Source organism: Roseburia sp. AF02-12, from assembly GCF_003461765.1.
In the GTDB taxonomy this organism is placed as follows: Bacteria; Bacillota; Clostridia; order Lachnospirales; family Lachnospiraceae; genus Roseburia_C; species Roseburia_C amylophila.
In genome coordinates, this window is the sequence record NZ_QTXS01000002.1 from 744272 (window position 1) to 770379 (window position 26108).

General features: G+C 41.7%; 22 protein-coding genes. 19 read left to right on the forward strand and 3 right to left on the reverse strand.

Annotated features, from left to right (window positions below):
* The 7 genes from DV740_RS12940 to DV740_RS12970 all read left to right on the forward strand — a co-directional run bounded on the left by DV740_RS12940 (window position 1) and on the right by DV740_RS12970 (window position 9131).
* Window positions 1–1050: a DUF5692 family protein gene (locus DV740_RS12940; RefSeq protein WP_022243937.1), complete on the forward strand. Its 1050-nt coding sequence runs from the start codon at window positions 1–3 to the stop codon at window positions 1048–1050.
* 21 nt (window positions 1051–1071) lie between these two features.
* Complete coding sequence (gene hypB, locus DV740_RS12945; protein ID WP_118088274.1) at window positions 1072–1734, forward strand: hydrogenase nickel incorporation protein HypB; 663 nt, start codon at window positions 1072–1074, stop codon at window positions 1732–1734.
* Window positions 1735–2089: 355 nt separating this feature from the next.
* On the forward strand, window positions 2090–3331 hold the full coding sequence (locus tag DV740_RS12950) for an ammonium transporter (RefSeq protein WP_118088275.1): 1242 nt from the start codon (window positions 2090–2092) through the stop codon (window positions 3329–3331).
* Window positions 3332–3354: 23 nt separating this feature from the next.
* Window positions 3355–3711 carry a P-II family nitrogen regulator gene (locus DV740_RS12955; protein ID WP_022243940.1) on the forward strand — a complete coding sequence of 119 codons (357 nt, stop codon included), beginning with the start codon at window positions 3355–3357 and terminating at the stop codon, window positions 3709–3711.
* Window positions 3712–3825: 114 nt separating this feature from the next.
* Window positions 3826–5523 carry a carbon starvation CstA family protein gene (locus DV740_RS12960; protein WP_118088276.1) on the forward strand — a complete coding sequence of 566 codons (1698 nt, stop codon included), beginning with the start codon at window positions 3826–3828 and terminating at the stop codon, window positions 5521–5523.
* Between the two features lie 113 nt (window positions 5524–5636).
* On the forward strand, window positions 5637–6956 hold the full coding sequence (locus tag DV740_RS12965; RefSeq protein ID WP_117840607.1) for an aspartate kinase: 1320 nt from the start codon (window positions 5637–5639) through the stop codon (window positions 6954–6956).
* A gap of 276 nt (window positions 6957–7232) precedes the next feature.
* Window positions 7233–9131 carry a diguanylate cyclase gene (locus tag DV740_RS12970; protein WP_118088277.1) on the forward strand — a complete coding sequence of 633 codons (1899 nt, stop codon included), beginning with the start codon at window positions 7233–7235 and terminating at the stop codon, window positions 9129–9131.
* Window positions 9132–9218: 87 nt separating this feature from the next.
* Here DV740_RS12970 and DV740_RS12975 read toward each other — a convergent pair whose 3' ends face one another.
* On the reverse strand, window positions 9219–9671 hold the full coding sequence (locus DV740_RS12975; protein WP_118088278.1) for a ferritin-like domain-containing protein: 453 nt from the start codon (window positions 9669–9671) through the stop codon (window positions 9219–9221).
* Window positions 9672–9831: 160 nt separating this feature from the next.
* Between DV740_RS12975 and DV740_RS12980 the strand changes: the two genes are divergently transcribed.
* Genes DV740_RS12980 through DV740_RS12990 form a run of 3 tightly spaced genes read left to right on the forward strand, consistent with a single transcriptional unit; the run spans window position 9832 to window position 14785 of the window.
* Window positions 9832–11253: an alanine/glycine:cation symporter family protein gene (locus DV740_RS12980; RefSeq protein WP_118088279.1), complete on the forward strand. Its 1422-nt coding sequence runs from the start codon at window positions 9832–9834 to the stop codon at window positions 11251–11253.
* Window positions 11254–11304: 51 nt separating this feature from the next.
* On the forward strand, window positions 11305–13032 hold the full coding sequence (locus tag DV740_RS12985) for an ABC transporter ATP-binding protein (RefSeq protein WP_118088280.1): 1728 nt from the start codon (window positions 11305–11307) through the stop codon (window positions 13030–13032).
* Between the two features lies 1 nt (window position 13033).
* Window positions 13034–14785, forward strand: coding sequence for an ABC transporter ATP-binding protein (locus DV740_RS12990; RefSeq protein WP_118088281.1), 1752 nt, complete (start codon window positions 13034–13036; stop codon window positions 14783–14785).
* Window positions 14786–14792: 7 nt separating this feature from the next.
* Here the strand turns inward: DV740_RS12990 and DV740_RS12995 are convergent, their stop codons facing one another.
* Together DV740_RS12995 and DV740_RS13000 are read right to left on the reverse strand one after the other, a co-directional pair.
* On the reverse strand, window positions 14793–15614 hold the full coding sequence (locus tag DV740_RS12995) for a hypothetical protein (protein WP_118088282.1): 822 nt from the start codon (window positions 15612–15614) through the stop codon (window positions 14793–14795).
* Window positions 15615–15755: 141 nt separating this feature from the next.
* Entirely contained in the window at window positions 15756–15932 is a 177-nt protein-coding gene (locus DV740_RS13000; RefSeq protein WP_022243949.1) for a DUF4250 domain-containing protein, read from the reverse strand.
* Between the two features lie 717 nt (window positions 15933–16649).
* Between DV740_RS13000 and DV740_RS13005 the strand changes: the two genes are divergently transcribed.
* The 9 genes from DV740_RS13005 (at window position 16650) to DV740_RS13045 (ending at window position 26106) form a co-directional block, all read left to right on the forward strand.
* Window positions 16650–17513: an amino acid ABC transporter substrate-binding protein gene (locus tag DV740_RS13005; protein WP_117840621.1), complete on the forward strand. Its 864-nt coding sequence runs from the start codon at window positions 16650–16652 to the stop codon at window positions 17511–17513.
* Between the two features lie 2 nt (window positions 17514–17515).
* Window positions 17516–18166 (forward strand): amino acid ABC transporter permease, encoded by a 651-nt coding sequence (locus tag DV740_RS13010; protein WP_022243952.1) that lies wholly within the window; start codon window positions 17516–17518, stop codon window positions 18164–18166.
* 13 nt (window positions 18167–18179) lie between these two features.
* Window positions 18180–18944 carry an amino acid ABC transporter ATP-binding protein gene (locus DV740_RS13015; protein ID WP_022243953.1) on the forward strand — a complete coding sequence of 255 codons (765 nt, stop codon included), beginning with the start codon at window positions 18180–18182 and terminating at the stop codon, window positions 18942–18944.
* A 108-nt stretch (window positions 18945–19052) separates the two neighbouring features.
* A complete protein-coding gene (gene trkA, locus DV740_RS13020) occupies window positions 19053–20408 on the forward strand; it encodes a Trk system potassium transporter TrkA (RefSeq protein WP_117697604.1) in 1356 nt (451 codons plus the stop codon).
* Between the two features lie 10 nt (window positions 20409–20418).
* On the forward strand, window positions 20419–21885 hold the full coding sequence (locus DV740_RS13025; RefSeq protein WP_118088283.1) for a TrkH family potassium uptake protein: 1467 nt from the start codon (window positions 20419–20421) through the stop codon (window positions 21883–21885).
* An 82-nt stretch (window positions 21886–21967) separates the two neighbouring features.
* A complete protein-coding gene (locus tag DV740_RS15125) occupies window positions 21968–22771 on the forward strand; it encodes a response regulator transcription factor (protein ID WP_117840626.1) in 804 nt (267 codons plus the stop codon).
* Window positions 22761–23909: a sensor histidine kinase gene (locus DV740_RS13035; RefSeq protein ID WP_242994317.1), complete on the forward strand. Its 1149-nt coding sequence runs from the start codon at window positions 22761–22763 to the stop codon at window positions 23907–23909. Before DV740_RS15125 ends, DV740_RS13035 begins: the two co-directional genes overlap by 11 nt.
* A 45-nt stretch (window positions 23910–23954) precedes the next feature.
* Window positions 23955–25448 carry a cell envelope integrity protein TolA gene (locus DV740_RS13040; RefSeq protein ID WP_242994319.1) on the forward strand — a complete coding sequence of 498 codons (1494 nt, stop codon included), beginning with the start codon at window positions 23955–23957 and terminating at the stop codon, window positions 25446–25448.
* Complete coding sequence (locus DV740_RS13045; protein WP_118088316.1) at window positions 25441–26106, forward strand: DUF6320 domain-containing protein; 666 nt, start codon at window positions 25441–25443, stop codon at window positions 26104–26106. The genes DV740_RS13040 and DV740_RS13045 overlap by 8 nt, the downstream gene beginning before the upstream one ends.
* Window positions 26107–26108: the final 2 nt, after the last annotated feature.

Genomic DNA, 26108 nt, shown 5'->3' on the forward strand with positions numbered 1-26108 from the left:
ATGTTGTTTCATGTTTATGGAGGAAATGGAATTTATCAGTGGATTGCCATGCTGGCAGTCTTAGCCGGACTTATTTTATTAAATGAGTTTGCAAGAAGAACCAAGTTTGGTGGACTTATGATGTTTGGAATTATTCCGCTGGCACTTACCGTTTACTTTGTTGTAATTGCAGTATGCGCAGGACAGGGCGTAGAATGGGCAGTAAATAACCAGACACATCTTTATATGAATGGATGGTTCCATTATGCAAAACTGTATGCAGCACTTGCCGGATGTATCGGCTTTATGATGATTAAGTATGAATGGGGTATTGGAAAGAAACAGTGGTTCCGCGCATTCCCATTTGTAATCGTAGCAATTAATATTTTGATTGCAGTAGCCAGCGATTTCGAATCCGCAATCAACGGCTGGTATTCCTGGTGGTTATCTTCCGAAGATGTATGGCTCTATGGTGGCTGGCACAACGTAATGAACGGAATCGCAGGAATCTTAAATATCCTTTGCATGACAGGCTGGTGGAAAGTATATTCCTCCAAAGACAAGAAGGATATGATCTGGCCGGATATGATCTGGGTTTACATTGTAGTATATGATATCTGGAACTTCGCTTATACCTACAATTGTCTGCCAACCCACTCCTGGTTCTGTGGTGTAGCACTGCTTTTAGCACCTACTATTGCAGCATTAATCTGGAACAAGGGTGGCTGGATTATGAACCGTGCAAATACACTGGCAATCTGGTGTATGTTTGCCCAGATTTTTCCACTGTTTCAGGAGACTACTGCCGATGGAACAACCTATTATCCATGGGCAACCGTTTCCAGACAGTATGCAGACGGAACGGTAAATGGCATTGTAGCAGGAACTTCGAACAACGCAGATCCGACCGCAATGACCATCGTCAGCGCACTGGCACTGATTGTAAATGCCATTGCATTAGGATACATCATTTACAAATCGGTAAAGAACAAGAAGAATCCGTATACCAACGAAGTATTTACAGACTTCAAGTATTATAAAGATGCACTGGCAAGAGCAGATGTAAAATAAGATATAATTGAGGAACTGGAAATGAAAGTAATTGAAGTAAAAAGAAGTATATTTGAAAATAATGATAAGGATGCTGCCAGCCTAAGAGAACAGTTAAAGGGAGAGAAAACATTTCTCTTAAATCTGATGTCTTCACCGGGAAGTGGCAAGACTTCTACCCTGGTGCCAACGGTCAATGAGCTGTTAAAGGACTACCGGGTAGGAGTCATGGAAGCGGATATTGATTCCGATGTAGATGCATGGACGATTGTTGATAAGACAAAGGCAAAGGTTGTGCAGCTTCATACCGGCGGTATGTGCCATCTGGATGCAGACATGACCAGACAGGGCTTGAAGGAGCTTGGCACGGAGGATGTAGATATTGCTATCCTTGAAAATGTAGGAAACCTTGTCTGCCCGGCAGAGTTTGATACCGGAGCAGTGAAGAATGCAATGATTTTGTCCGTACCGGAAGGACACGACAAGCCATTGAAATATCCATTAATCTTTACTGTATGCGATGCACTTATTATCAATAAAATTGATGTGCTGCCATATTTTGACTTTGATATGGATAAGGTAAAGGAGTATGCATGGAAACGGAATCCGAATCTTAAGATATTCCCAATCTCCGCAAAGACCGGAGAGGGAATGGAAGCATGGTACTCCTGGCTGAAAGAAGAAGCAGATAAATGGATGAAATAAAGCATCCTTTTGGGTGAGAAAACAGCCGGAAACATCACAAAAAAACTAGCAAAAGAACAAAAAATAATTAATTGATTTAAAAATGCCCTTGCAATATGGATAAAAAAGTGCTATAGTCCTAGCTGTAGACGAAGATGTCAAAAACACGGAAACGTGTTTTTGGCATCTTTTTTTTACTTTACAGGAAATTGCTTTCCTGTAAAGTAAAAAACGCTCCGCGAGGATGCACACTGCGGCGTATAAGGTAGATATCGCAAGCGACCGCCGCAGGCGCGAGAATGTGCCAAGGCACATTCTTTGTTACGTGCGCTACTCGCATAAAGAGTTTCTCAAGTGAAAAGAAGGAGGATTAGATATGAATACTGGAGATACAGCCTTTATGCTGATTGCAACAGCACTTGTGTTTTTTATGACACCGGGACTTGCATTTTTCTATGGAGGTCTTGTACGAAGAAAGAATGTATGTAACACGATGATGGCATGTGTGGCAATCATGGGATTGTCGGTAGTGCTTTGGGCACTGTTTGGTTATTCCCTTGCATTTGGTGGCAACCACGGAGGTATCATCGGAGATTTCCGTTGGATAGCCTTGAATGGTGTAGGCTGGGAGGCAGGACCTTATGCAGATACCATTCCACATCTTGTATTCTGTGCATTTCAGATGATGTTTGCCATGATTACACCGGCACTGATTACCGGTTCCTTAGTAGGAAGAATGAAGTTTAAGGCACTGTTTCTCTTTGTAACACTATGGTCCTTTGTTGTATATTATCCACTGGCACATATGGTCTGGGGAGAAGGCGGACTTTTAGCAGCGATTGGCTCTGTTGACTTCGCAGGAGGAGATGTGGTACATATCAGTTCCGGAATCAGCGCACTGGTTCTGGCAATCATACTTGGAAGAAGACGTGGCTATGAGCAGGTAACTTATCGTATTCATAATATCCCGTTTGTTGTATTGGGAGCATCCCTTTTATGGTTTGGCTGGTTTGGATTTAATGCAGGAAGTGCACTGGCAGCCGATGGACTGGCAGCCCATGCATTTATGACATCTGCAATTTCTGCAGCAGCAGCCTTATTATCCTGGATGTTTATTGATGTTGTAAAAGAAGGAAAGCCAACCCTGGTAGGCGCATCCACCGGACTTGTAGTAGGACTTGTGGCAATTACACCGGGTGCAGGATTTGTTCCAATCTGGTCAGCATTTATTATCGGAGCTTTGGTCAGCCCGATTTGTTACTTCGGAGTTGCACTTATTAAGAAAAAACTGAAAATTGATGATGCGCTGGATGCATTTGGATGCCATGGAATCGGCGGTATCTGGGGTGGAATTGCCACCGGAATTTTTGCACAGAAATCCATTAACAGTACTGCAAAATGGGATGGTCTGGTGTTTGGAGATTACCGCCTTTTCCTGGCACAGCTGGAAGGAATTTTAATTACCATTGTAATTGCAGTGGTTGGTACCCTGCTTTGTGTAGCAGTGGTAAGAATCTTTACTCCGCTTCGTGTGAGCTTAAAAGAAGAACAGCTTGGACTGGATGTAACACAGCATGGAGAAAATGCTTACCCAAGCTTCAACGGATTAGACCAGTAGGATAGAAAAGGAGATAATCAGATATGATGATTAAAATAGATGCAATTGTGCGGGAAGAAAAATTCGAAGATGTAAAAGCAGCATTAAATGCCATCGGAGTCAACGGTATTACGGTATCGCAGGTTATGGGCTGTGGTGTGCAGAGAGGATATAAGGAAATCGTCCGGGGCATGGAAGTGGCAGTGCAGATGCTTCCGAAAATCAAATTTGAAATCGTGGTATCTTCCGAAGAATGGGAACAAAAGACCATCGAAGCCATTCAGAAGGCAGCCTTTACCGGAGAAGTCGGCGATGGCAAAATCTTCAGCTATGAGATTCGCTCCGCCCAGAAAATCCGTACCGGAGAGACTGGCTATGACGCATTACAGAGCAACGATTAAAGGAAGGATAGATTAAAAAAGTAATACAAAATTGATTAAATTTAGACCTTGACATTAAATTTAAAAGGGAGTAAAAACAATAATTAAATAATTCATATGAGGAGGAATTTGAAAATGAATGGTTTAGTTATTGTATTAATAGCCATCGTATTGTTGGCTGCCGGTTATTTACTTTATGGACGCTGGCTGGCTAAGAAATGGGGAATCGACCCGAAAGCTGAAACCCCTGCAGTAAAATATGAAGACGGAGAGGACTTTGTTCCTTCATCCAGATTTACCGTATTCTCACATCAGTTCTCATCTATCGCTGGTGCAGGCCCTGTAACGGGACCAATCCTTGCCAGTGTGTTCGGATGGGTACCTGTATTCTTATGGATAGTAGTTGGTGGATTGTTCTTCGGAGCAGTACAGGACTTCGGTGCTCTGTACGCATCAGTTAAGAATGAGGGAAAATCCATGGGTATGATTATTGAAAAGTACATTGGTAAGATGGGAAGAAAACTTTTCATGTTATTCTGCTGGTTATTTACCCTTTTGGTAATCGCAGCATTTACAGATATGGTTGCCGGAACCTTCAATGCATATCCGGCAGGTGATGGTAAGGCTGTATATGCTAACGGTGCAGCAGCAACCGTTTCCATGTTATTTATTGGTGTTGCAGTTATCCTTGGTATTATCTTAAAGAAAGCACCAAAGATGAACGAAATCGTAAAAGGTATCGTTGCAATTGCATTAATCGTAGTAATGTTTGCAGTAGGCATGAAACTTCCAATCTATACCAATAAGACCATGTGGATCTACATTATCATGATTTACTTATTCTTGGCATCGGTACTTCCAATGTGGCTTTTGATGCAGCCAAGAGATTATATGACAACCTTTATGCTTCTTGGTATGATTATCGGCGCAGTTGTTGGTGTAGTAGTTGCACATCCTGCAATGCAGTTAAATGCATTTAACGGATTCGTTTTAACCGGAGCAGACGGAAGCAAATCTTATCTGTTCCCGACCTTATTTGTAACCATTGCCTGCGGTGCTGTTTCCGGATTCCACAGTCTGGTATCTTCTGAGACATCATCTAAGACCATCCGCAATGAAAAAGATATGCCTATGGTTGGTTATGGTGCAATGGTAGTAGAGTCATTACTTGGAATTATCGTATTGGTCGTTGTTGGTGCAGTAGCTGTAAATGGTACAAAACCAGATGGAACACCATTTGCAATCTTCTCATCCGGTGTTGCCGGTTTCCTTGAAATGTTAGGTGTACCAAATGATGTGGCAACTGTATTTATGACCATGTGTGTATCTGCATTAGCACTTACTTCACTGGATTCTGTAGCACGTATCGGAAGAATGTCCTTCCAGGAATTATTCTATGAGGATACAACAGACCCTGCAAAAATGGGTGGTGTCCGCAAAGTATTAACCAATAAATATTTTGCAACAATCGTAACCTTATTCTTTGGATACTTATTAACACTGGGCGGATACAACAATGTATGGCCGCTGTTTGGTTCCGCAAACCAGTTGCTTGCAGCACTTGTTCTGATTGCACTGGCTGTATTCTTAAAGACTACCGGACGTACCGGCTGGACGCTGTATGTACCAATGGTAAGCATGCTGGCAGTAACCTTTACTGCACTGGTTCAGAAATTCATTGCACTGGTAAGCAATGTAATGAATGGAACTGCAGTATTCTTAGTAGATGGTTTGCAGCTCATTGTTGCAGTTCTTCTGATGGTATTAGGTGTTATGGTAGCAGCAAGCTGCTTTACCAAACTATTAAAGACCAAAAAACAGGAAGAAGCATAAATTGAATAGAAATTAAATTGAAATTTTTAAATGGAAATTACATTTACTTCTTTTCAAATGGGGAAAAATAAGATACAATCTTGAGTTATGAGATAGTAAAGGAGCAAATGACGATGATTAAGGTAGTTAAATTTGGTGGAAGTTCACTTGCAAGTGCAACACAGTTTGCAAAAGTAGGCAGGATTATCACATCAGACCCGGAACGCCGCTATGTTGTACCAAGTGCACCGGGAAAACGAAATTCCAAAGATACCAAGGTAACGGATATGTTATATGCATGTTATGCTCTGGCAGAAAATGATGAGGATTTCGATAAGGAATTAAAAAAGATTGCAGAACGTTATGATTCCATTATTAACGGACTGAACTTAAAGCTTTCTCTGAAAGATGAGTTTGAAGTAATTGCGAAGAACTTTGCAGCCAAGACAGGTCCTGATTATGCAGCTTCCAGAGGCGAATATTTAAATGGTATTGTAATGGCGAACTATTTAGGCTATGAATTTGTGGATGCGGCAGAAGTAATCTTCTTTGATAAAGATGGTAACTTTGATGCAGACAAGACAGATAAAGTGTTGAGCAAACGTCTTTCCAAGGTTGAACGTGCTGTAGTTCCTGGATTTTACGGTTCCATGCCGGACGGAAGTGTTAAGACCTTCTCCAGAGGAGGCTCTGATATTACCGGTTCTATTGTTGCAAAAGCAGTACATGCAACAGCATATGAGAACTGGACGGATGTTTCCGGTTTCCTGATTGCAGACCCAAGAATTATTGACAATCCGGAACCAATTAAAGTAATTACATACCGTGAGTTAAGAGAGCTTTCCTACATGGGAGCAAGCGTATTACATGAAGATGCAGTATTCCCGGTCCGTAAAGCCGGTATTCCAATCAACATCCGTAATACCAATGCACCGGAAGATGAGGGAACATGGATTGTGGAAACAACCTGTCACCAGTCCAAATATACCATTACCGGTATTGCCGGAAAGAAAGGCTTCGTATCTGTAAATATTGATAAAGATATGATGAATTCAGAAGTTGGTTTTGGACGTAAAGTGCTTTCTGCATTTGAAGAAAACGGTATTAACTTTGAACATATGCCATCTGGTATTGATACCATGACCGTATTTGTACATCAGCCGGAATTTGAAGGCAAGGAACAGGCAGTTGTATCTGCAATTCACCGCCTTGCAAAGCCGGACAGCGTAGAATTAGAGTCTAACATCGCCCTGATTGCAGTTGTAGGACGCGGTATGCGTTCCACCAGAGGAACATCCGGAAGAATCTTCTCAGCACTGGCACATGCAAATGTCAATGTTAAGATGATTGACCAGGGGTCATCTGAGTTAAATATTATCATTGGAGTAAGTAATTCTGATTTTGAAAATGCCATCAAGGCAATTTACGATATTTTCGTAACAACGCAGTTATAAGAAAACTGAAGAAAATATATAAAGAAGATGTAGAAAAAGAGACCTGTTATTTTGCAGGTCTTTTTTTACTTTACAGGAAATTGCTTTCCTGTAAAGTAAAAAACGCTCCGCGAGGATGCACACTGCGGCGTATAAGGTAGATGCCGCAAGCGACCGTCGCAGGCACGAGAATGTGGGATAAATGTCTGGTAAATAAATTTAAAGAGTTTCATAAAAAGCAGGTGGAAAGTCGGAATATTTGTGGTAAAATAAAAGAAATATGCTGGAGGGAACATAATGGAAGAACTGGGTAATATTGCAGTCTTTTTAGCTGGATGGAATAGTGAATATCAGACCAGATTAATCAATGGTATTATTCGTAAGGCAAAGGAAGCAAACTATGCAATCTCTATTTTTACCTGTCAGGCAGGGAGTGAGATTTCGGACAAGCATGTGCTTGGAGAAAATAAAATATATTCGCTGGCTAATCTTTCGCGTTTTGATGGCATAATTTTTGCGACAAATACAATTTGGGAGGAACCAACAAAAGAGGAAATTATTCGAAGAATACGTCACGCTGGCATTCCTGCAGTAAGCTTTGAGGAAAAGGTAGAAGGCTTAAGCCTGATTGGAATAGATAATTATAAGGCAATGCGGGAGATGATAGAGCATGTTGACAGTCATGGCTATCATCCGATTCATTTTGTAGCTGCAAATGCAACAAATGAAGAGAGTAATATCCGCCAGAAGGCATTTGAAGATTTTGTGGAAGAAAAGAACTATTCAACAGAAGATTATACGGTATGGCATGGGGATTTTTCCTTTGACAGTGGCGTACAGGTAGTGGATGCCATGGAAGAGGCTGGAAGGATGCCACGGGCACTTTGCTGTGCCAATGATGAGATGGCATTAGGTGCCTGCAACCGTTTGAAACAGTTGGGATATCAGGTGCCACAGGACATAGCAGTAACAGGATTTGATGGCTCTTATGATACCCGGCGCTATATTCCGGGAATTACTACGGTAGACAGACCAAAGGAGACACTGGGATATACCGCTATGCAGTTGCTTTTGCAGGAAATTGAGACAGGGAAGAAACAGGAACTGATTTTGACATCCCGTGTTGCAGCGGATGAAAGCTGTGGCTGTGTTTTAGAGGATAAAAAGCGTGTGGCATCTGCGATAGAGATGTTATACCTTGAAAAAAAAGAAAATGAAAAATATACTTATCAGATACACAATATGGAAGATGAGATGATGGAGTGCGAATCATTGGAAGAATTAATCTTCTGTATCCGTCAGAATATTGGAAAGTTTACGACAGAGGATGTATATCTGTGCCTGAATAAGAGTATTTATTATGAGATGACCGGCCGTGGTAACAGCATTTTACGCAACCGCACAATTACCCGGGATTATGAAAACAAGATATACATAACCAAATTAAATAATGAGGACGGCATGCCGGAATTTTATTCTTTTACCAGTGAGCAGATGTTCCCGGCAATGTGGAATGGCAGAGGTTCAGGGGAATATCTCTATATGCCGGTTCATTTCAGGGATAATTGCCTGGGATATATGATACTGACCGGTACATTGGATACAAAACATATTCCAAATTATTATGTCTGGATTCGTAATATCAGTAATGCATTGGAAAAGTTAAAGAATGTATCAGAACTTCGGAATGCTGCCCGTAACATTGATAATATGGCAGTCCGCGACAGCCTGACAGGAGTTTATAACCGGATGGGAATCAACCGTTTTGTGGTAGATATGGTAAAACAGGCAAATACCAGCAGACGTCGATTGTTATTTATCTTTGCTGATATGGATGGGTTAAAGAAAATCAATGATGAGTTTGGTCATGAAGCGGGTGACCAGGCGATCTGCCTTGCAGCAGAGGCATTGCAGGAGGCGTTCTGTGAAAAGGAACTGATTATCCGTTATGGAGGGGACGAATTCTTAGTGGTTTCTGATGCTTTAAGCTGGGAACAGGCTGAAGAAAAGAAAGCTCAGATAACAGCCTTGTTAAAGCAGTGGCAGAGGGATGAGAAGCTGCCGTACCGTCTGTCTATGAGTATCGGTTATTACCAGAAGGAGCCGGATACCGAGGCTTCCATGGAACAGTATATTAACTGGGCAGATGAGCGAATGTATGAGATGAAATGTAAGAACCGTGAGCAGCGAAAATAAATAATAAGTATAAAAAGCATGAAAGGCATTGGAGCAGAAAAATTTCCTGTTCCGATGCCTTTTTGACAGTTGCAATGCATCTGCAGGTTAAGCCATCTGATTTGCAGTTTTATAACGGTAAATCATTTCTGCATGCTGCTGTTCTTCCGTCTGGATATGGTTTAAAATCTGACGGACTTTTGGAGAAGCAAAGCTGAATAAATCGTTGTTGTATGCGGAAGATACATACTTTTCACTGGAAATGGAATCACTGCACAATAATGCATCATGCTTCTTGTCGGCATTTTCACTGGATGCATGGTAAGCAGCTTTTGGCTGATAGTTCTTTGGGGCAGCTATACCAACATCAGGCGTATCACCGGAAAGCAGACTGCTGATGGTGTCATAGTGTTCCTCTTCTTCTTTCTGAATGACCTCGAATAACTGTTTTAATTCAGGGTCTTTTGCTTCACTGCTGTAAAAGGCATATTTGTCGCGGCAAAGCTCTTCCTGCTGCTTTAAATCATTTAACAGCATAGTCTCTTGTTCGGTTAAAATCATTTTGTCATCACCTCATCCGTAATATAACCCGAAAGGAGTATTTTTATACAAATTATGCGAAAAAAAAGATAGAATTATTGATTGCACTTGATAACTATGCTATGCTAAAGTGTATTTAACCATTTAAATTGGAATCAAAAGAGAATAGGAGCGAACAAAAATGTTAGACCAGATTAACAGCATTCTTGGTAAAATTGATAATTTTGTCTGGGGTGTACCACTTATTGTATTGATCCTTCTGGTGGGAATTTTTCTTACCATCCGCCTGAAGGGACTTCAGATTAGAAAATTACCATTAGCAGTAAAATATTTGTTTGAAAATGAAAAGAGTGGCGAATCCGGCGAAGTATCCAGTTTTGCAGCACTTTGCACTGCATTATCAGCAACCATAGGAACCGGAAATATTGTCGGAGTAGCAACTGCATTGGTAGAAGGTGGTCCGGGTGCGTTGTTCTGGATGTGGATAGCAGCACTGGTAGGAACTGCTACAAAATATAGTGAGTGTCTACTGGCAATCAAGTACCGTGTGGTGGCAGAAGATGGTCATATCATCGGCGGACCATTCTATTATATTGAAAATGGAATGGGATCAAAGTGGAAATGGCTTGGAAAATTATTTGCCTTCTTTGGTGTAGGTGTAGGCTTATTTGGAATCGGAACCTTTACACAGATTAATGGTATTACCAGTGCAGTAAAGGGTTTCTTTGACCCGGATACCACATGGACAGTTGACCTCTTTGGAAGAACTTATTCCTGGACTGTAATTATTGCAGGTATTATTCTTACCATCTGTGTGGCACTTGTTATCATCGGTGGAATTAAGAGAATTTCTACAGTATCACAGGTCATTGTACCATTTATGGCACTGACTTATGTGGTTGTTGTATTAATTATTATTGTGATGCATATTACAGAGGTTCCAGCAGCATTTGCAACCATTATAAAGAGTGCCTTTGGATTTAGGGCGGTAGCCGGTGGTGCAATGGGAAGTATTATTGTAGCAATGCAGAAAGGTATTGCCCGTGGTATTTTCTCAAATGAAGCAGGACTTGGTAGTGCACCAATCGCGGCTGCAGCAGCCCAGACCGATTATCCGGTAAAACAGGGACTGGTTTCCATGCTTGGAACTGTAATTGATACACTGATTATCTGTACCATGACAGGTCTTGCAATCGTACTTACCGGTGCATGGGACATGGGCTTGGAAGGTGTTGCTGTTACAACCAAGGCATTCCAGCTCGGACTTCCGTTCCCAAATCAGGTAGCATCCTTTATCCTGATGGTATGTCTGGTATTCTTTGCATTTACCACAATCTTAGGATGGGATTATTACAGTGAGCGCTGTCTGGAGTATCTGACCGGACATAAGAAGGCTGTTGTAAAAGCATACCGCTGGTTATACATCTTAGCGGTATTTATCGGACCGTTTATGACAGTATCTGCTGTATGGACCATTGCAGATATTTTCAACGGACTGATGGCTCTGCCGAACCTGATTGCAGTTACTGCATTGAGCGGTGTGGTTGTGGCTGAAACCAAAGTTTATATGGATGGATTAAAAAAAGATAAGATTCAGCCATAGAAAGATAGGAAAAAGGGAATATTAGATGATCACTAATTAGGAGCAGGTACAGTGAGAAAGTTATTGCGTTTTTTAAAGGATTACAAAAAAGAGAGCATTTTAAGTCCATTATTTAAATTATTAGAGGCATCCTTTGAATTGTTTGTGCCTTTGGTTATGGCAGCAATCATTGATACCGGTATTGGCAATAAAGATGGCGGATTTATCTTGAAAATGTGTGGAATCTTGATTTTGCTGGCATTAGTGGGACTGACCTGTTCCATTACTGCACAGTATTTTGCAGCAAAAGCGGCAGTAGGTTTTGCAACTAAGGTACGTCATGCATTATTTGACCATATTCAGAAATTGTCCTATACAGAGATGGATACCGCAGGAACGGATACCATGATTACCAGAATGACCAGTGATATCAATCAGGCACAGTCCGGTGTCAATATGGTACTCCGTCTGTTTTTGCGTTCTCCTTTTATTGTATTTGGTGCCATGATTATGGCATTTACCATTGATGTAAAGGCAGCGCTTATCTTTGTGGTAACGATTCCTGTTTTATCCGTTGTGGTATTTGGAATTATGATAATTACAATTCCGTTGTTCCGCCGGGTGCAGGCATCTTTAGATAAAGTCCTTGGAGTAACAAGGGAGAATCTGACCGGAAGCCGTGTTATCCGTGCCTTTAATAAAGAGCAGGAAGAAATTGCAGATTTTGATGAGAGTAATGAGAGGCTGACGGATGTACAGCTCTTCGTAGGAAAAATTTCAGCATTGATGAATCCGCTTACCTATATTATCATCAACGCGGCACTGGTTATTCTTATCTGGACAGGTGCAATTCAGGTAAATATCGGAAAGATTTCACAGGGTGAAGTAGTAGCACTGGTAAACTATATGTCCCAGATTCTGGTGGAATTAGTAAAGCTTGCAAACCTGATTATTACGGTAACCAAGGCAATTGCCTGTGGAAACCGCGTGCAGAGTATTTTTGAGATGGAAACTTCCATGGTGGATGGAAATGGAAGCAAAAAGGAAGATACCGGATATACCGTAGAATTCCGCAATGTTTCCATGCGTTATAAAGGTGCCGGAGCAGATACCTTAACCGGCATTGATTTTAAAGCAAAGCCAGGAGATACCATTGGTATTATCGGTGGAACCGGTTCCGGGAAGTCCTCTGTGGTCAATCTGATTCCTCGTTTCTATGATGTCACGGAGGGACAGGTTATGGTAGATGGCATGGATGTCCGGGAATATAAGATTACGGATTTAAGAGATAAGATTGGTATTGTGCCGCAGAAAGCAGTGCTGTTTGCGGGAACCGTCCGAAGCAATCTTGCCTGGGGCAAAGAGGATGCGACGGAAGAAGAGATGCAGCAGGCACTTTCCGTTGCACAGGCAGCAGAAGTTGTAGATAAGAAAGACGGTAAGCTGGATGCGGAAGTAGAACAGGGTGGAAAGAATTTCTCCGGTGGACAAAAGCAGCGTCTTACAATTGCCAGAGCACTGGTAAAACAGCCGGAAATCCTTATCATGGACGACAGCTCATCTGCACTGGATTATGCTACCGATGCTAAACTGCGTCAGGCAATTCATAATATGCCAAACCGTCCGACCGTATTTATCGTATCACAGCGTGCCGCATCCATTATGTATGCCGATAAGATTATCGTATTAGATGATGGAACTGTTGCAGGAACCGGCACCCATGAAGAATTGTTAAAGGATTGCAGCGTATATCAGGAAATCTATTATTCGCAGTTTAAGAGGACGGAAGGAGGACACTGATATGAAAAAGGAATCAAGACAGAAGGAAACCCTTGGAAGAATCCTTAAGTATATGAAAAAGTACTGGTTATTCTTAGGTTTGTCCATTGCATTAGCGGTGCTCAGTGTAATTTTAACCTTATACATTCCGATTCTTACCGGAGATGCCATTGATTATGTCGTAGACAAAGGAAAAGTGGATTTTACTTATATTACACCGATCCTTAAGAAAATGGTGGTAGTCATTCTGATTACGGCAGCTGCCCAGTGGATTATGAATGTCTGCAACAATAAGATGACTTATAATATTGTCCGGGATATCCGTAAGGATGCTATCCGCAAAATAGAGATTCTTCCACTGAAATATTTAGACGCTCATTCCTACGGTGAAATAGTCAGCCGCGTAATTGCGGATGTAGACCAGTTCGCAGACGGACTTCTAATGGGTTTTACCCAGTTGTTTACCGGTGTGGTAACAATTGTCGGAACATTAGGCTTTATGTTGAGCGTCAATGTAAAGATTACGGCAGTGGTAGTATTTTTAACACCGTTGTCTTTTGTGGTAGCAGGATTCATTGCAAAGAAAACATTCTCCATGTTTAAGCTGCAGTCGGAAACAAGAGGAGAGCAGACTGCTTTAATCGATGAAATGATTGGAAACCAGAAAATTGTCCAGGCATTTTCCCATGAAGATGAGGCGTTGGAAAGTTTCGATGAAATTAATGGAAGACTGGAAAAATATTCCCTTCGTGCCTTATTCTTTTCCAGCATTACCAATCCGAGTACCCGTTTTATCAATGCGTTAGTTTATGCAGGTGTTGGCGTGTTTGGCGCAGTTTCAGCTATCCATGGTGGAATCAGTGTTGGGCAGTTATCCTGTTTCTTAAGTTATGCAAATCAGTATACGAAGCCTTTTAATGAGATTTCCGGTGTCGTAACTGAGTTACAGAATGCACTGGCTTGTGCAGCAAGAGTATTTGAGCTGATTGATGAAGAGGCACAGGTACCGGATGCAGAAGATGCAGTGGTATTAGAGGAAGTAAAGGGAGATGTGGATTTAGAGCATGTTTACTTCTCTTATGAGCCGGGGCAGAAGCTGATTGAGGATTTTAATCTCCATGTCAATCCGGGTGAGCGTGTGGCAATTGTCGGACCGACCGGATGCGGTAAGACAACATTGATTAATCTTCTGATGCGGTTCTATGATGTCAACAGCGGAATCATCCGTGTCAGCGGCGTGCCGGTTAAAGATATGACAAGAAGCAGCCTGCGCAGCAGCTATGGTATGGTATTGCAGGAAACCTGGTTAAAGGAGGGAACCATTCGTGAGAACATCTGTATGGGAAAACCGGATGCTACCGATGAAGAAATCATGGAGGCAGCAAAAGCTTCCCATGCCCATAATTTTATCAAACGTCTGCCCAAGGGCTATGATACGGTAATTGCAGAGGACGGTGGCAATCTTTCCCAGGGACAGAAACAGCTTCTTTGCATTGCCAGAGTTATGCTTTGCCTGCCGCCAATGCTGATTTTGGATGAAGCAACTTCATCGATTGACACACGAACTGAGATGAAGATTCAGGAAGCTTTTGGCCGGATGATGAAGGGAAGAACCAGTTTTATCGTTGCCCATCGTCTGTCTACCATTGAAGAGGCAGACATTATTCTGGTTATGAAAGACGGACATATTATCGAACAGGGCAATCATGAAGAACTGCTTCGGAAGAACGGCTTCTATGCAGCCCTTTATAACAGCCAGTTCGTACAGTCATAGAATTGATTTATAGTGTTACATGTTGTAACAGCATTTCGTACGTTACCCCAAGTTCCGGATTAAAATTCCATGGAACGAGAGCTGCCTGGCAGCCGGGGTAACGTTTTTTGATGTCTAAAATGCATTCCATGGCGCCGCTTATGGGAGAATCATTAAGGGAAGAAGTCCGTTCATTTCCAAAGAAAGCGTCTTTCCCGGTAGAAAGCAAAATGGTATCATTAACCCGTTTTACAATCTCATCGGTCTGGGAGGCAATATATTCCGTTACCCGTTCGTCCTGCCAGTGACAGGCTTCTGCAATGGTATCCCAGATCCACGCAGCCATATTATTAAGCTGGCTGTGAAGACCAAAAGCTACAGAATAATCAAAAGCATGGCTGCCATAGCGTATGACATGCTTTTTGGCTTTCTCATAAGTCTGATGCAGAAATGCCAGTGCCGTACTGACCGGAAGCTCCGTATCGATGGAAGCACCAAAGAGCTTTTTCTGCTCAAAGAGTGTATTACAGAAATTCTCGTAGTCACTGCTGTATAAACCGGTAAGATTGCATTCGTCAAGGTGAATGGTAGGATAAGATTCCAGCTGATAGCGTTTAAGAGCCTGTTTCATGGCAGGAAGATTATTATCAATTAAAGTAATCGATGAAAAGTGTCCGGCAAGTAGCGATAAATCCCAGTCGTTACAACAGCCGGCACCAAAGATAGCGAGGGAGCTGTCAGCAGCAGTAGAGGCAATCAGATAGTTGCTGATGGCATTGCGATACTCTGCCCAGTCTTCATAGGCGTGGGGCAGAAATTGTTTTTGCAAAAGGTCTTCGTAAAGTGACATGGGATACTCCTTTCGTTATGTGTATCAGAACGGTTGGTATAAATGTGGTTATTTTTGATGCTGAGAGGGAAAGAACATTTTCCAAGTATCTGCACGCAGCCACTCTGCAAATGCCTTTCCTACCACCACAACAGACCACATTTATACAAACTGGTTTGCTTCCTCATCATATTCGTAGTCGATGGCAGAAAGCTTGCTGCAGAGCTCATCTTTCGAAAGATTTAATGCAGAACAGAGTTCATTTAAGGTAGGGTAGAAATCCCGAAGCTGTGTATTGATGTAACTTAATAACATGACTGGGTCATTTGGTATATTCATGGTGTAATATCTCCTTTTATCATTGATTGCATAGGTGCTTGCGAAAGGGGGAGAGGATTTCCTGCAATAATATTACGCCGGTTCACAGGGAAATTTCTCTTTATCCGATACAAAATGCCAACAGTTCTTAGAATGCGTCTTTTGCTTGTTTGTAAACTGTCTTTCCGGTTGCTTTGGCTGAATAGCAGTACTGTCCGTCGAGGGCAGATGCCACATAATGCCTGCAAGGGGCACTAGGAATTTCGGTATAATGCTGTTTTCATCTGGCAACCGGCACAAATTCACATCCATGTTCAAATGTGCCTCGCTGGTACATCCCTGTACCAGCGTTGCCTGTTGCCAGACGAAATTCCAAGTGCCCCTAACAGCCTTTATCAGGCATCTGTACTTCGACGAACCGCGCTGCTATTCTGACAAACATTGGAAAGACGGTTTTAATAATAACAAGCAAAAGATGCATTTTAGAATTGTGGTATTTTGTATCGAAAGAGAAATTTCCCTGTGAATCGCATAATATTTTTCGCAAAAACTCTCCCCATTCGCAAGCACCTATGGATTATTCAGGTATATGCCCAATTTTAGTCTAAAATTTATCGGCTGACAACCTGAAATTAATATAGAAAATGATTTACATTACTGATTTATCATGGTAGTATACTAAAGTGATAGAAAAAGAACTTAATAAAAAGAAGTTACAAAAAGAGGAGGAACTCTATTATGAAGAAGAAAATGTTGACTGTTTTACTGGCAGCCGCAATGACCGTGTCACTGGCTGGCTGTGGAAGTAAGGATGCAGATAAGAAAGACAATGTATCTGTCCAGAATACTGAAAATGCAAAGAGCGACAATGGTTCAGACCGTACCCAGTTTGTTGTAGGATTTGATGCAGAATTTCCACCATATGGTTATATGGATGAGGATGGAGATTATACCGGATTTGACCTTGAACTGGCACAGGAAGTATGCGACCGTAACGGATGGGAACTGGTAAAGAAACCAATTAACTGGGATTCAAAAGATATGGAATTAGAGTCAGGTTCCATTGACTGTATCTGGAACGGATTTACCATGAACGGAAGAGAAGATGATTATACATTCTCTGATCCATATGTAGACAACAGTATCGTTGTAGTTGTTGCAAAAGATTCGGATATTAATAAATTATCAGATCTGGCAGGAAAAGTAGTAGACGTCCAGGCTGATTCTTCAGGACTTGCAGCATTACAGGGAGATGATGCAACCGATGAAAATAAAGAGCTGACTGCATCTTTTGCTGAACTTCAGCAGGTAGCTGATTACAATACTGCATTTATGAACTTGGAGTCCGGTGCTGTAGATGCAGTAGTATTGGATATCGGAGTAGCAAAATACCAGATGTCATCCAGAGGAGATGCTTTCCGTATGTTGGATGAACAGGTATCCAGCGAGCAGTATGCAATCGGATTTAAAAAAGGTAATACAGAGTTAAAAGACCAGGTTCAGAAGACCTTGGATGAGATGGTAAAAGATGGAACATTTACTACTATCGTAAATAACTACACAGATTATAATTTACCAGAAATGGTTTGCTTAGGAGAATAGATATGTCATTTATTGCTGTAGCACAGCAGCTGGGTTCCGGTATGCTGGCATCACTTTCTATATTTGTATTAACATTGGTATTTTCACTGCCGTTAGGACTTTTGGTGGCATTTGGAAGAAAGTCACGGATTAAGCCGGTGCAGTGGCTTGTAAAATTATACATATCCATTATGCGTGGAACTCCGCTGATGCTTCAGCTTTTGGTGGTGTATTTCGGACCATATTACCTATTTGGAATCCGAATCTCCAAAGAGTATAGCTTTTATGCAACAATCATTGGTTTCTCCATTAATTATGCGGCATATTTCGCAGAGATTTATCGTGCAGGAATCGAAGGAATCCCGGTAGGACAGTATGAAGCAGCCAAAGTATTAGGATACTCTAAGGCACAGACCTTCTGTAAAATCATTTTCCCGCAGATGGTAAAACGCGTGGTGCCGCCGGTAACCAATGAAGTTATTACACTGGTAAAAGATACTTCCATGGCATTTGTACTGGCTTATGCAGAAATGTTTACCATTGCAAAACAGATTGCAGCCCGTGTCAGCAGCATCATGCCATTGTTTGTAGCAGGACTTTTCTACTACATCTTTAACTTTGTAGTGGCATTTATCATGGAACGAATTGAAAAGAAACTGAGTTATTATAAGTAAGGAGAGGAAAAGAATGAAGCTGTTAGAGATAAAGAATGTAAAGAAAAGCTTTGGGGCTGTAGATGTACTTCATGATATTTCACTCTCCGTGGAACAGGGGGAGGTTGTAGCAATTATCGGTCCGTCCGGTTCCGGTAAATCAACACTGCTGCGTTGTGCCACACTTCTTGAGACTATGGATGAAGGAGAACTGGTTTATCTCGGTGAGCATGCGGTGTCAACCGGTGCGGATGGAAAATCCCAGTATGTGGGAAACGCAGAATTAAAAAAGATTCAGGGATATTTCGGACTGGTATTTCAGAACTTTAATCTGTTTCCACATTATTCCGTGTTAAAGAATCTGATGGATGCACCGGTACATGTGCAGAAGCGGAATAAAGAAGAAGTAAAGAAAGAAGCAATGGAGCTTCTTGAAAAAATGGGGTTATCCGATAAGGCAGACTGCTATCCATGCCAGCTTTCTGGTGGACAGCAGCAGAGAGTTGCCATTGCAAGAGCGTTAGCACTTCATCCACAGATTTTATTCTTCGATGAGCCAACCTCCGCATTAGATCCGGAGCTTACCGGAGAAATCTTAAAAGTAATCCGTCAGCTGGCAAGTGAGCATATGACCATGGTAATTGTAACCCATGAGATGGCATTTGCCAGAGATGTGGCTGACCGTGTCATTTTTATGGATGGCGGTTATATTATTGAACAGGGTGACCCGAAGGAAGTAATCGAGCATCCGAAAGAAGAGAGAACAAAGCAGTTCCTGGCAAGATTTGCCCAGAATTAGGATTGGGTAAAACCGGGATTGCATTATTTATAAAGTCTGCTATAATTCGTCATAGGTATTTGCTTCAACGACCAATAAATATGTATGAGAACAAGCATAGGAGAAGCTATGAAGATAATTATAGTGGGCTGTGGTAATGTAGGTGCAACACTTGCAGAACAGCTTAGTAAAGAAAAACATGATATTACAGTAATTGATTGCAGACAGCAGGCTGTAGAGGCAGTGACCAATGTATGTGATGTAATGGGAATTATTGGAAATGGTGCAAGTTTTAATGCACAGACAGATGCAGGGATTGCAGATGCAGACCTTATGATTGCAGTGACAGGTTCAGATGAACTGAATCTTTTATGCTGTCTGATCGCAAAAAAAGCAGGAGGCTGCCATACGATTGCAAGAGTCAGTAATCCTGTATACAGTAGAGAAATAGGTTTTATTAAAGAGGAATTAGGGTTGTCCATGATTATCAATCCACAGCTTGCAGCAGCACGTGAAATGGCGAGACTGCTGAAATTCCCTTCCGCGCTCAAAGTGGATTCATTTGCCAAGAGCCGGGTGGAATTAGTCAACTACCGGATTGAGGAGGACAACCCTCTTTGTAATATGCAGCTTAAGGATATGGGAAGCAGACTGCATTGTGACGTACTGATAGCAGTGGTTGAGCGTGGAGATGAAGTATATATTCCGGATGGTAATTTTGAGTTGAAAGCCAGGGATGAGATTTCCATTGTAGGAACACAGGCTAAGACGATTGAATTCTTTAAAAAGTTAGGAGTACCTACTTCTTCTGCGAGAGATGCACTGATTGTCGGTGGAGGAAGAACTTCTGTTTATCTTGCAAAGCAGCTTTTGGAAATGGGTATCCGTGTCAAAATTGTAGAACGTGACGAAGAACGCTGCGAAGAATTAAATGAAATGGTTCCAAAGGCGATGATTATCTGTGGCGATGCAACAGATAAAGACCTTTTAATCGAAGAGGGATTGTTAGAGACAGAAGCCTTTGTAGCGACCACTAATTTTGATGAAGAGAATATCATGCTGGCATTGTTTGCAAAGAGTTTATCTTCTGCAAAACTGATTACTAAAGTTCATCGTATTTCTTATGATGATATTATTGACCAGTTAGATGTAGGAAGTATTATTTATCCGAAATTCATTACTTCCGAGAGTATTATCAAGTATGTACGTGCCATGAAAAACTCCATGGGAAGTAATATTGAGACATTGTACAAGCTGAATGATAACCGGGTAGAAGCACTGGAATTTTTAATTAAAGAGGGTTCTCCGGTGGTTGGAATTCCACTGCAGGATCTTCGCTTGAAACCTAAGATGCTGATTGGATGTATCACCCATAAAGGAAAAGTGACCATTCCAAAAGGACAGAGTGTAATTGAAGTGGGAGATACGGTAATTCTTGTTACCACGACGACAGGGTTACATGATATCCGGGATGCATTAAGGTAGGAGGCTTGTCATGAATTATTCCATGATTCGATACATATTAAGCAGTGTTATATGCTTCGAGGGAATCTTTCTTCTGCTTCCGGCAGCAACAGCAGGTATTTATCAGGAAAAGGAAGGCTTTTTATATCTGATTACCGGACTTGCCTGTATGCTGATTGGGTTTTGGGGCAGAAGAAGAAAACCGAAGAGCAGTGTATTTTATTCAAAAGAAGGATTTGCAGCAGTTGCATTAAGCTGGATAATCCTCAGTCTGATTGGTGCATTGCCAATGTATTTAACCGGAGAATTTCCATCTTATATTGATGCGTTATTTGAGACAATTTCCGGCTTTACGACAACAGGCTCAAGTATCTTAAGTGATGTAGCGGCACTTTCCCGTGGAACAGCTTTCTGGCGTTGCTTTACCCACTGGATCGGTGGTATGGGTGTGCTGGTATTTATTATGGCAGTCATGCCCCTTTCCGACAGCTCCAGCATGCATCTGATGCGTGCAGAAAGCCCGGGACCATCTGTTGGAAAACTGGTTCCAAAGGTAAAGACTACTGCAATGATTCTCTATGGAATCTATGTAATCTTTACGGTGATTGAGATTATTGCGCTGTTAATAGCAGGAATGCCACTCTTTGATTCCATGACATTGACCTTTGGTACCGTGGGAACCGGTGGATTTGGACTATTGAACAGTAGTATAGCATCTTATAGTACAGCGGTGCAGATTATCATTACGGTATTTATGATTATCTGTTCCATTAATTTTACTGTATATTATATGTTTTTGATTAAGCGGCCGAAGGAAGCACTGATGTGTGAGGAAATGCGTTACTATCTTTTGATAGTATTCGGTTCGGCACTGCTTATTGCATTTAATATCAGAGCCAGCTTTGCTTCTTTTGGAAAAGCATTCCAGCAGGCAATCTTTCAGGTGGCATCTGTTATCAGTACTACAGGATTTGCCACGGCAGATTTTAATCTCTGGCCGGAATTTTCAAGAATGATTCTGGTGCTTTTAATGTTTGTAGGAGCCTGTGCAGAAAGTACCGGCGGTGGATTTAAGGTTTCCCGTCTCATTATTATGGTAAAATCTGTCCGTAATGAAATTATGTCTGTGACCCATCCGAGAAGTGTGCAGAAGGTACATATGGACGGAAGACGAATACCGGATAATGTGGTAAAGACTGTGTTATGCTATCTGGCAGGCTATGTTGTTATTCTTATCGTATCAGTGTTGTTAATCAGTCTTGATAATTTTGATATGACAACGAACTTTACAGCAGTTATGGCAACCTTTAATAATGTCGGACCGGGACTTAACAGGGTAGGACCGACCGGTAACTTTGGTGGGTTCAGTGTTTTATCCAAGCTGGTATTGATGTTTGACATGCTGGTTGGTCGATTGGAATTATACCCGATGTTAGTGATTTTTGCACCGGGTTTATGGCGGATTCATCCTCACCGCCATGTTGGCAAAGTTCAGTAAATCTTAATAAATAATAAGGAATCCCTCCTTTGCCTGTATGCTATAATGTGTTTGGAATAGCAGACAGGCAGGAGGGATTTTTATGAAAAACCGTATTCTTGTGGTGGATGATGAGAAGGAGATTGCAGACTTAGTAGAGATATATCTGGTAAGTGAGAAGTTTGACGTAATCAAGTGTTACGATGGAGATACAGCAATAGATGCAATAGAGCATGAGAAAATTGACCTTGCAATTTTGGATATTATGCTGCCGGGGATTAGTGGACTGGAGCTGTGCCGCCGGATTCGAAAAAAAGAGAATTATCCGGTTATTATGTTAACTGCAAAAGATTCCGAAGTGGATAAAGTAACCGGACTTACCATAGGAGCAGATGATTATGTGACAAAACCGTTTCTTCCGCTGGAACTGGTTGCAAGAGTGAAGGCACAGTTACGCCGTTATGAGCGCTATGGAGCAAGGACGGACCAGCCGGCAGAGAATATGTCTTTTGACGGTAATATAATAGAAAATACATCTGCAAATGGTTCATATGATGCGGCAGATGGAACGTATGCATCAAATCATGCAGGAACGGAATCGGATGATACTATTATATGCCGTGGAATTTTGTTAAAGAAATGTGCACATGAATGCTATCTGGATGGAGATGAGATTTCACTTACACCGACAGAATTTACGATTTTGCAGGCGTTGTGTGAAGCAAAAGGCAGGGTACTCAGTGCGGAAGAGCTGTTTCATATTATCTGGAAAGACGAATATTATAGCAAAAGCAACAATACCATAACCGTTCACATCCGGCATCTGCGGGAGAAACTTAAGGATACCGGTGAACGTCCAAAATACATTAAGACAATATGGGGAGTGGGATATAAGATTGAAAGATGACAATAATAAGAAAAAACTGGATTTTGCACCGGTAAGACGAAAAATATTTTCCCGGATTGTATTACTGATGGCAGGAGCTTTCTTTGGCATCTGGTTTCTCTACCAGTATGTGCTGCAGGGCAGATTTGCGGATGGAATTGTAAGGTTTCTTTATGATTTTACCAGCATGACTTATGAAGATGCGAGAGATTTCTATTGGCATAATATCGGAAATCACTTCGAACTGATTTTCTTTGGGGCAATTGCACTGGTATTCTGTCTGATGTTTTATTTCTTTTTAAATTCATTTACAAAATATTTTCAGGAAATTGATAATGGAATCAATGCATTGGTGCATCATGATGGCAGACAGATCCGCATGTCGAAGGAAATGGCTGCCATGGAAGAAAAGTTAAACAGCGTGAATGCAACTTTAAACCGGCAGCTTTATGATATTCAGATGGCAGAGAAGAAGAAGGATGAGTTGGTATTGTATCTTGCCCACGATATCCGGACGCCGCTTACCTCTGTGATTGGGTATCTGAAATTATTAGAGGAGATGCCGGATATTTCAAAAGAGCAGCAGGATAAATTTATCCATGTCACCCTGGACAAAGCACTGAGACTGGAAGTTCTGGTGAATGAATTTTTTGACATTACCCGTTTTAACCGGCAGGATATTGAACTGGCAACGACAGAGATAGATCTTTATTATATGCTGATGCAGCTGTCGGATGAAGTGTACCCGCTTCTTGCACCGGAACATAAGAAAGTGGAAATACAGGCTGATGAAAACTGCAAAGTATATGGGGATGCAGATAAGCTGGCACGTATTTTTAATAACATATTGAAAAATGCCATTGCCTACAGCAACCCGGACAGTACCATTGTCATTTCCGCATGGGAGGAGCCACCGGGAACGGTTATCCTGTTCAGTAATCAGGGGCAGACCATATCACCGGAAGAACAGCAGCGTATTTTTGATAAATTCTATCGGCGGGATGAAGCGAGACAGACCAACAGCGGAGGAGCGGGTCTGGGACTTGCCATCGCAAAGGAACTGGTGGATCTGCATGGAGGAACCATCCGTGTAATGAGTGAAAATGGCCGGACAACATTTAAGGTCTGCCTGCCGAGACGAAAAATGCCGACAGCTTAGAAACGCCGGTTGTATTTTTATGCGTATTATTTTATAATATTCGTTATGAGTAAAGAAGAAAAAAAGCTAAGACAACAACATAAAGAGAAGATAAAGCAGGAGAAAGCTTTCGCTAAAGCAGAAAGCAAACAGGAAAAAGCCGCCGCCAAAGCAGAAAGTAAACAGGAAAAGCAGGCTGTCAAAGAGCAGAGCCGGCAGCAGAAAGCCGCTTCAAAGGAATTGGAAAAGCAGGAGAAGCAGCAGCGGAAAGCAGAAGATAATAAGCGCCGTCATACCGATATCAAATGGGACCGGCTGGATAATACGGCACATCTTTTTCCGGTAATTGCAGGAGAAGCAATGAGCAATGTGTACCGGATTGCAGTTACCTTAAAGGAAGAGGTACAGCCGGAGTATCTGCAGCAGGCACTGGATATCGTACTTCCGAAATTTCCGGGCTTTAACTTGAGACTGCGTCAGGGAATTTTCTGGTATTATTTTGAAGAGAATGGCAAGAGTGCTCCAAGAGTACAGGAAGAAAGACATTTTCCATGCCGTTTTATCAGACAGAATAAGAACCACAGCTATCTTTTCCGGGTAACTTATTATAAATGCCGGATTAACCTTGAGGTCTTTCATGTACTGACAGATGGCATGGGCGGAATCAATTTCTTAAAGGAGCTGACCTATCAGTATTTAAGACTGGTGCATCCGGAACTGAAGGAGAAGCTGGGAGATAAGTTAAGCAGCGACACATCCATGAACCGTGAGGACAGCTTCCTTAAAAATTACAAGCACAGCCATGCCAAGGGATATAAGACAAAGAAAGCATATCTTATCAAAGGGGAAAAATTACGAACCGATGAATTTGGAGTAATTCATGGATTTGTAAAGATTCCGGCATTGAAAGAGGTATGTCATAAATATGGTGTCAGCATCAATGAGTATCTGGTTGCGGCATTTGCTTACAGCGTATATCGGGAATATCTGCATGGCATGCCGGACACACGCCCGATTCGTGTGGCGGTTCCGGTGAATTTAAGACCGTATTTTAATTCCATTACCACCAAGAACTTTTTTACAGTAGTATCTGCAGAGTTTGAACCGGTGGAGAATTCCTATACGTTTGAAGAAGTATTGAAGCTTACTACAGAGAGTCTTCATCAACAGATTAATAAAGAGCATTTAGAGGAACTGTTTTCTTACAATGTGTCCAATGAGAAATTATTGATTGCAAGAGCAGTACCGCTGTTTTTGAAAAATATTGCCATGCGTTATGTGTATACATCGGCAGCACTGGCAAATACATCCACTGTAACCAACATTGGAAATGTGAAAGTGGAAGAGGATTACCAGCCATATATCAAGATGTTTTATGCATTCCTTGCCATGTCAAAGGGACAGAATATCAAAGGAACGATTTGTTCCTATCAGGATACGCTGGCATTTACCTTTAGTTCTGTTTTAAAAGATACATCCCTGCAGCGTGGATTTTTCCGAAAACTGTCAGAGGATGGTCTGAATGTGGAAATAGAAAGTAATGGTGTGTATTATGAGTAAATGTAAGAACTGTAATGTGGAAATCTTAGACGACAGCCAGATTTGTCCGCTGTGCCACAGTGTATTAGAAGAGGGAAAAGAGGGCTGCAATTCCTATCCGGATGCATGGATTCCCACCAGAAGATTAAAATGTGTGACAAATATTATATTCTTTCTGGTGTTATTAGGCAGTGTGGCAGCAGGCTATCTTAATTATATCTGGTATCAGGGAAAACTCTGGAGCCTGATTGCAATCGCAGGTCTTTGGTATCTGTTCCTGATTTTCCGGCTGGATATTTTAAGCAATAGTGGATACCGGACGAAAATCATAGCAACTACATTATCCGGAATTTTATATGTGATTCTGATTGACTGGATAGTGGGATTCCATGGCTGGTCGGTTAATTATGTGCTTCCAGCAGGCATTATGCTGTTAGATGCAGGTATTGTTCTGCTCATGATTATCAATTCCAGAAACTGGCAGAGTTATCTGATGTTCCAGTTATTTGGAATTGTATGCAGCCTGATACCGCTGCTTTTGATAGCACTTCACATCGTGACCCATCCGGGCTTAAGTGAACTGGCATTTGGAATATCGGTATTTTTATTCCTCGGAACGCTGATTATCGGTGACCGCAGAGCCAGACTAGAGTTAAAGAGAAGATTTCATGTAAGGTGATT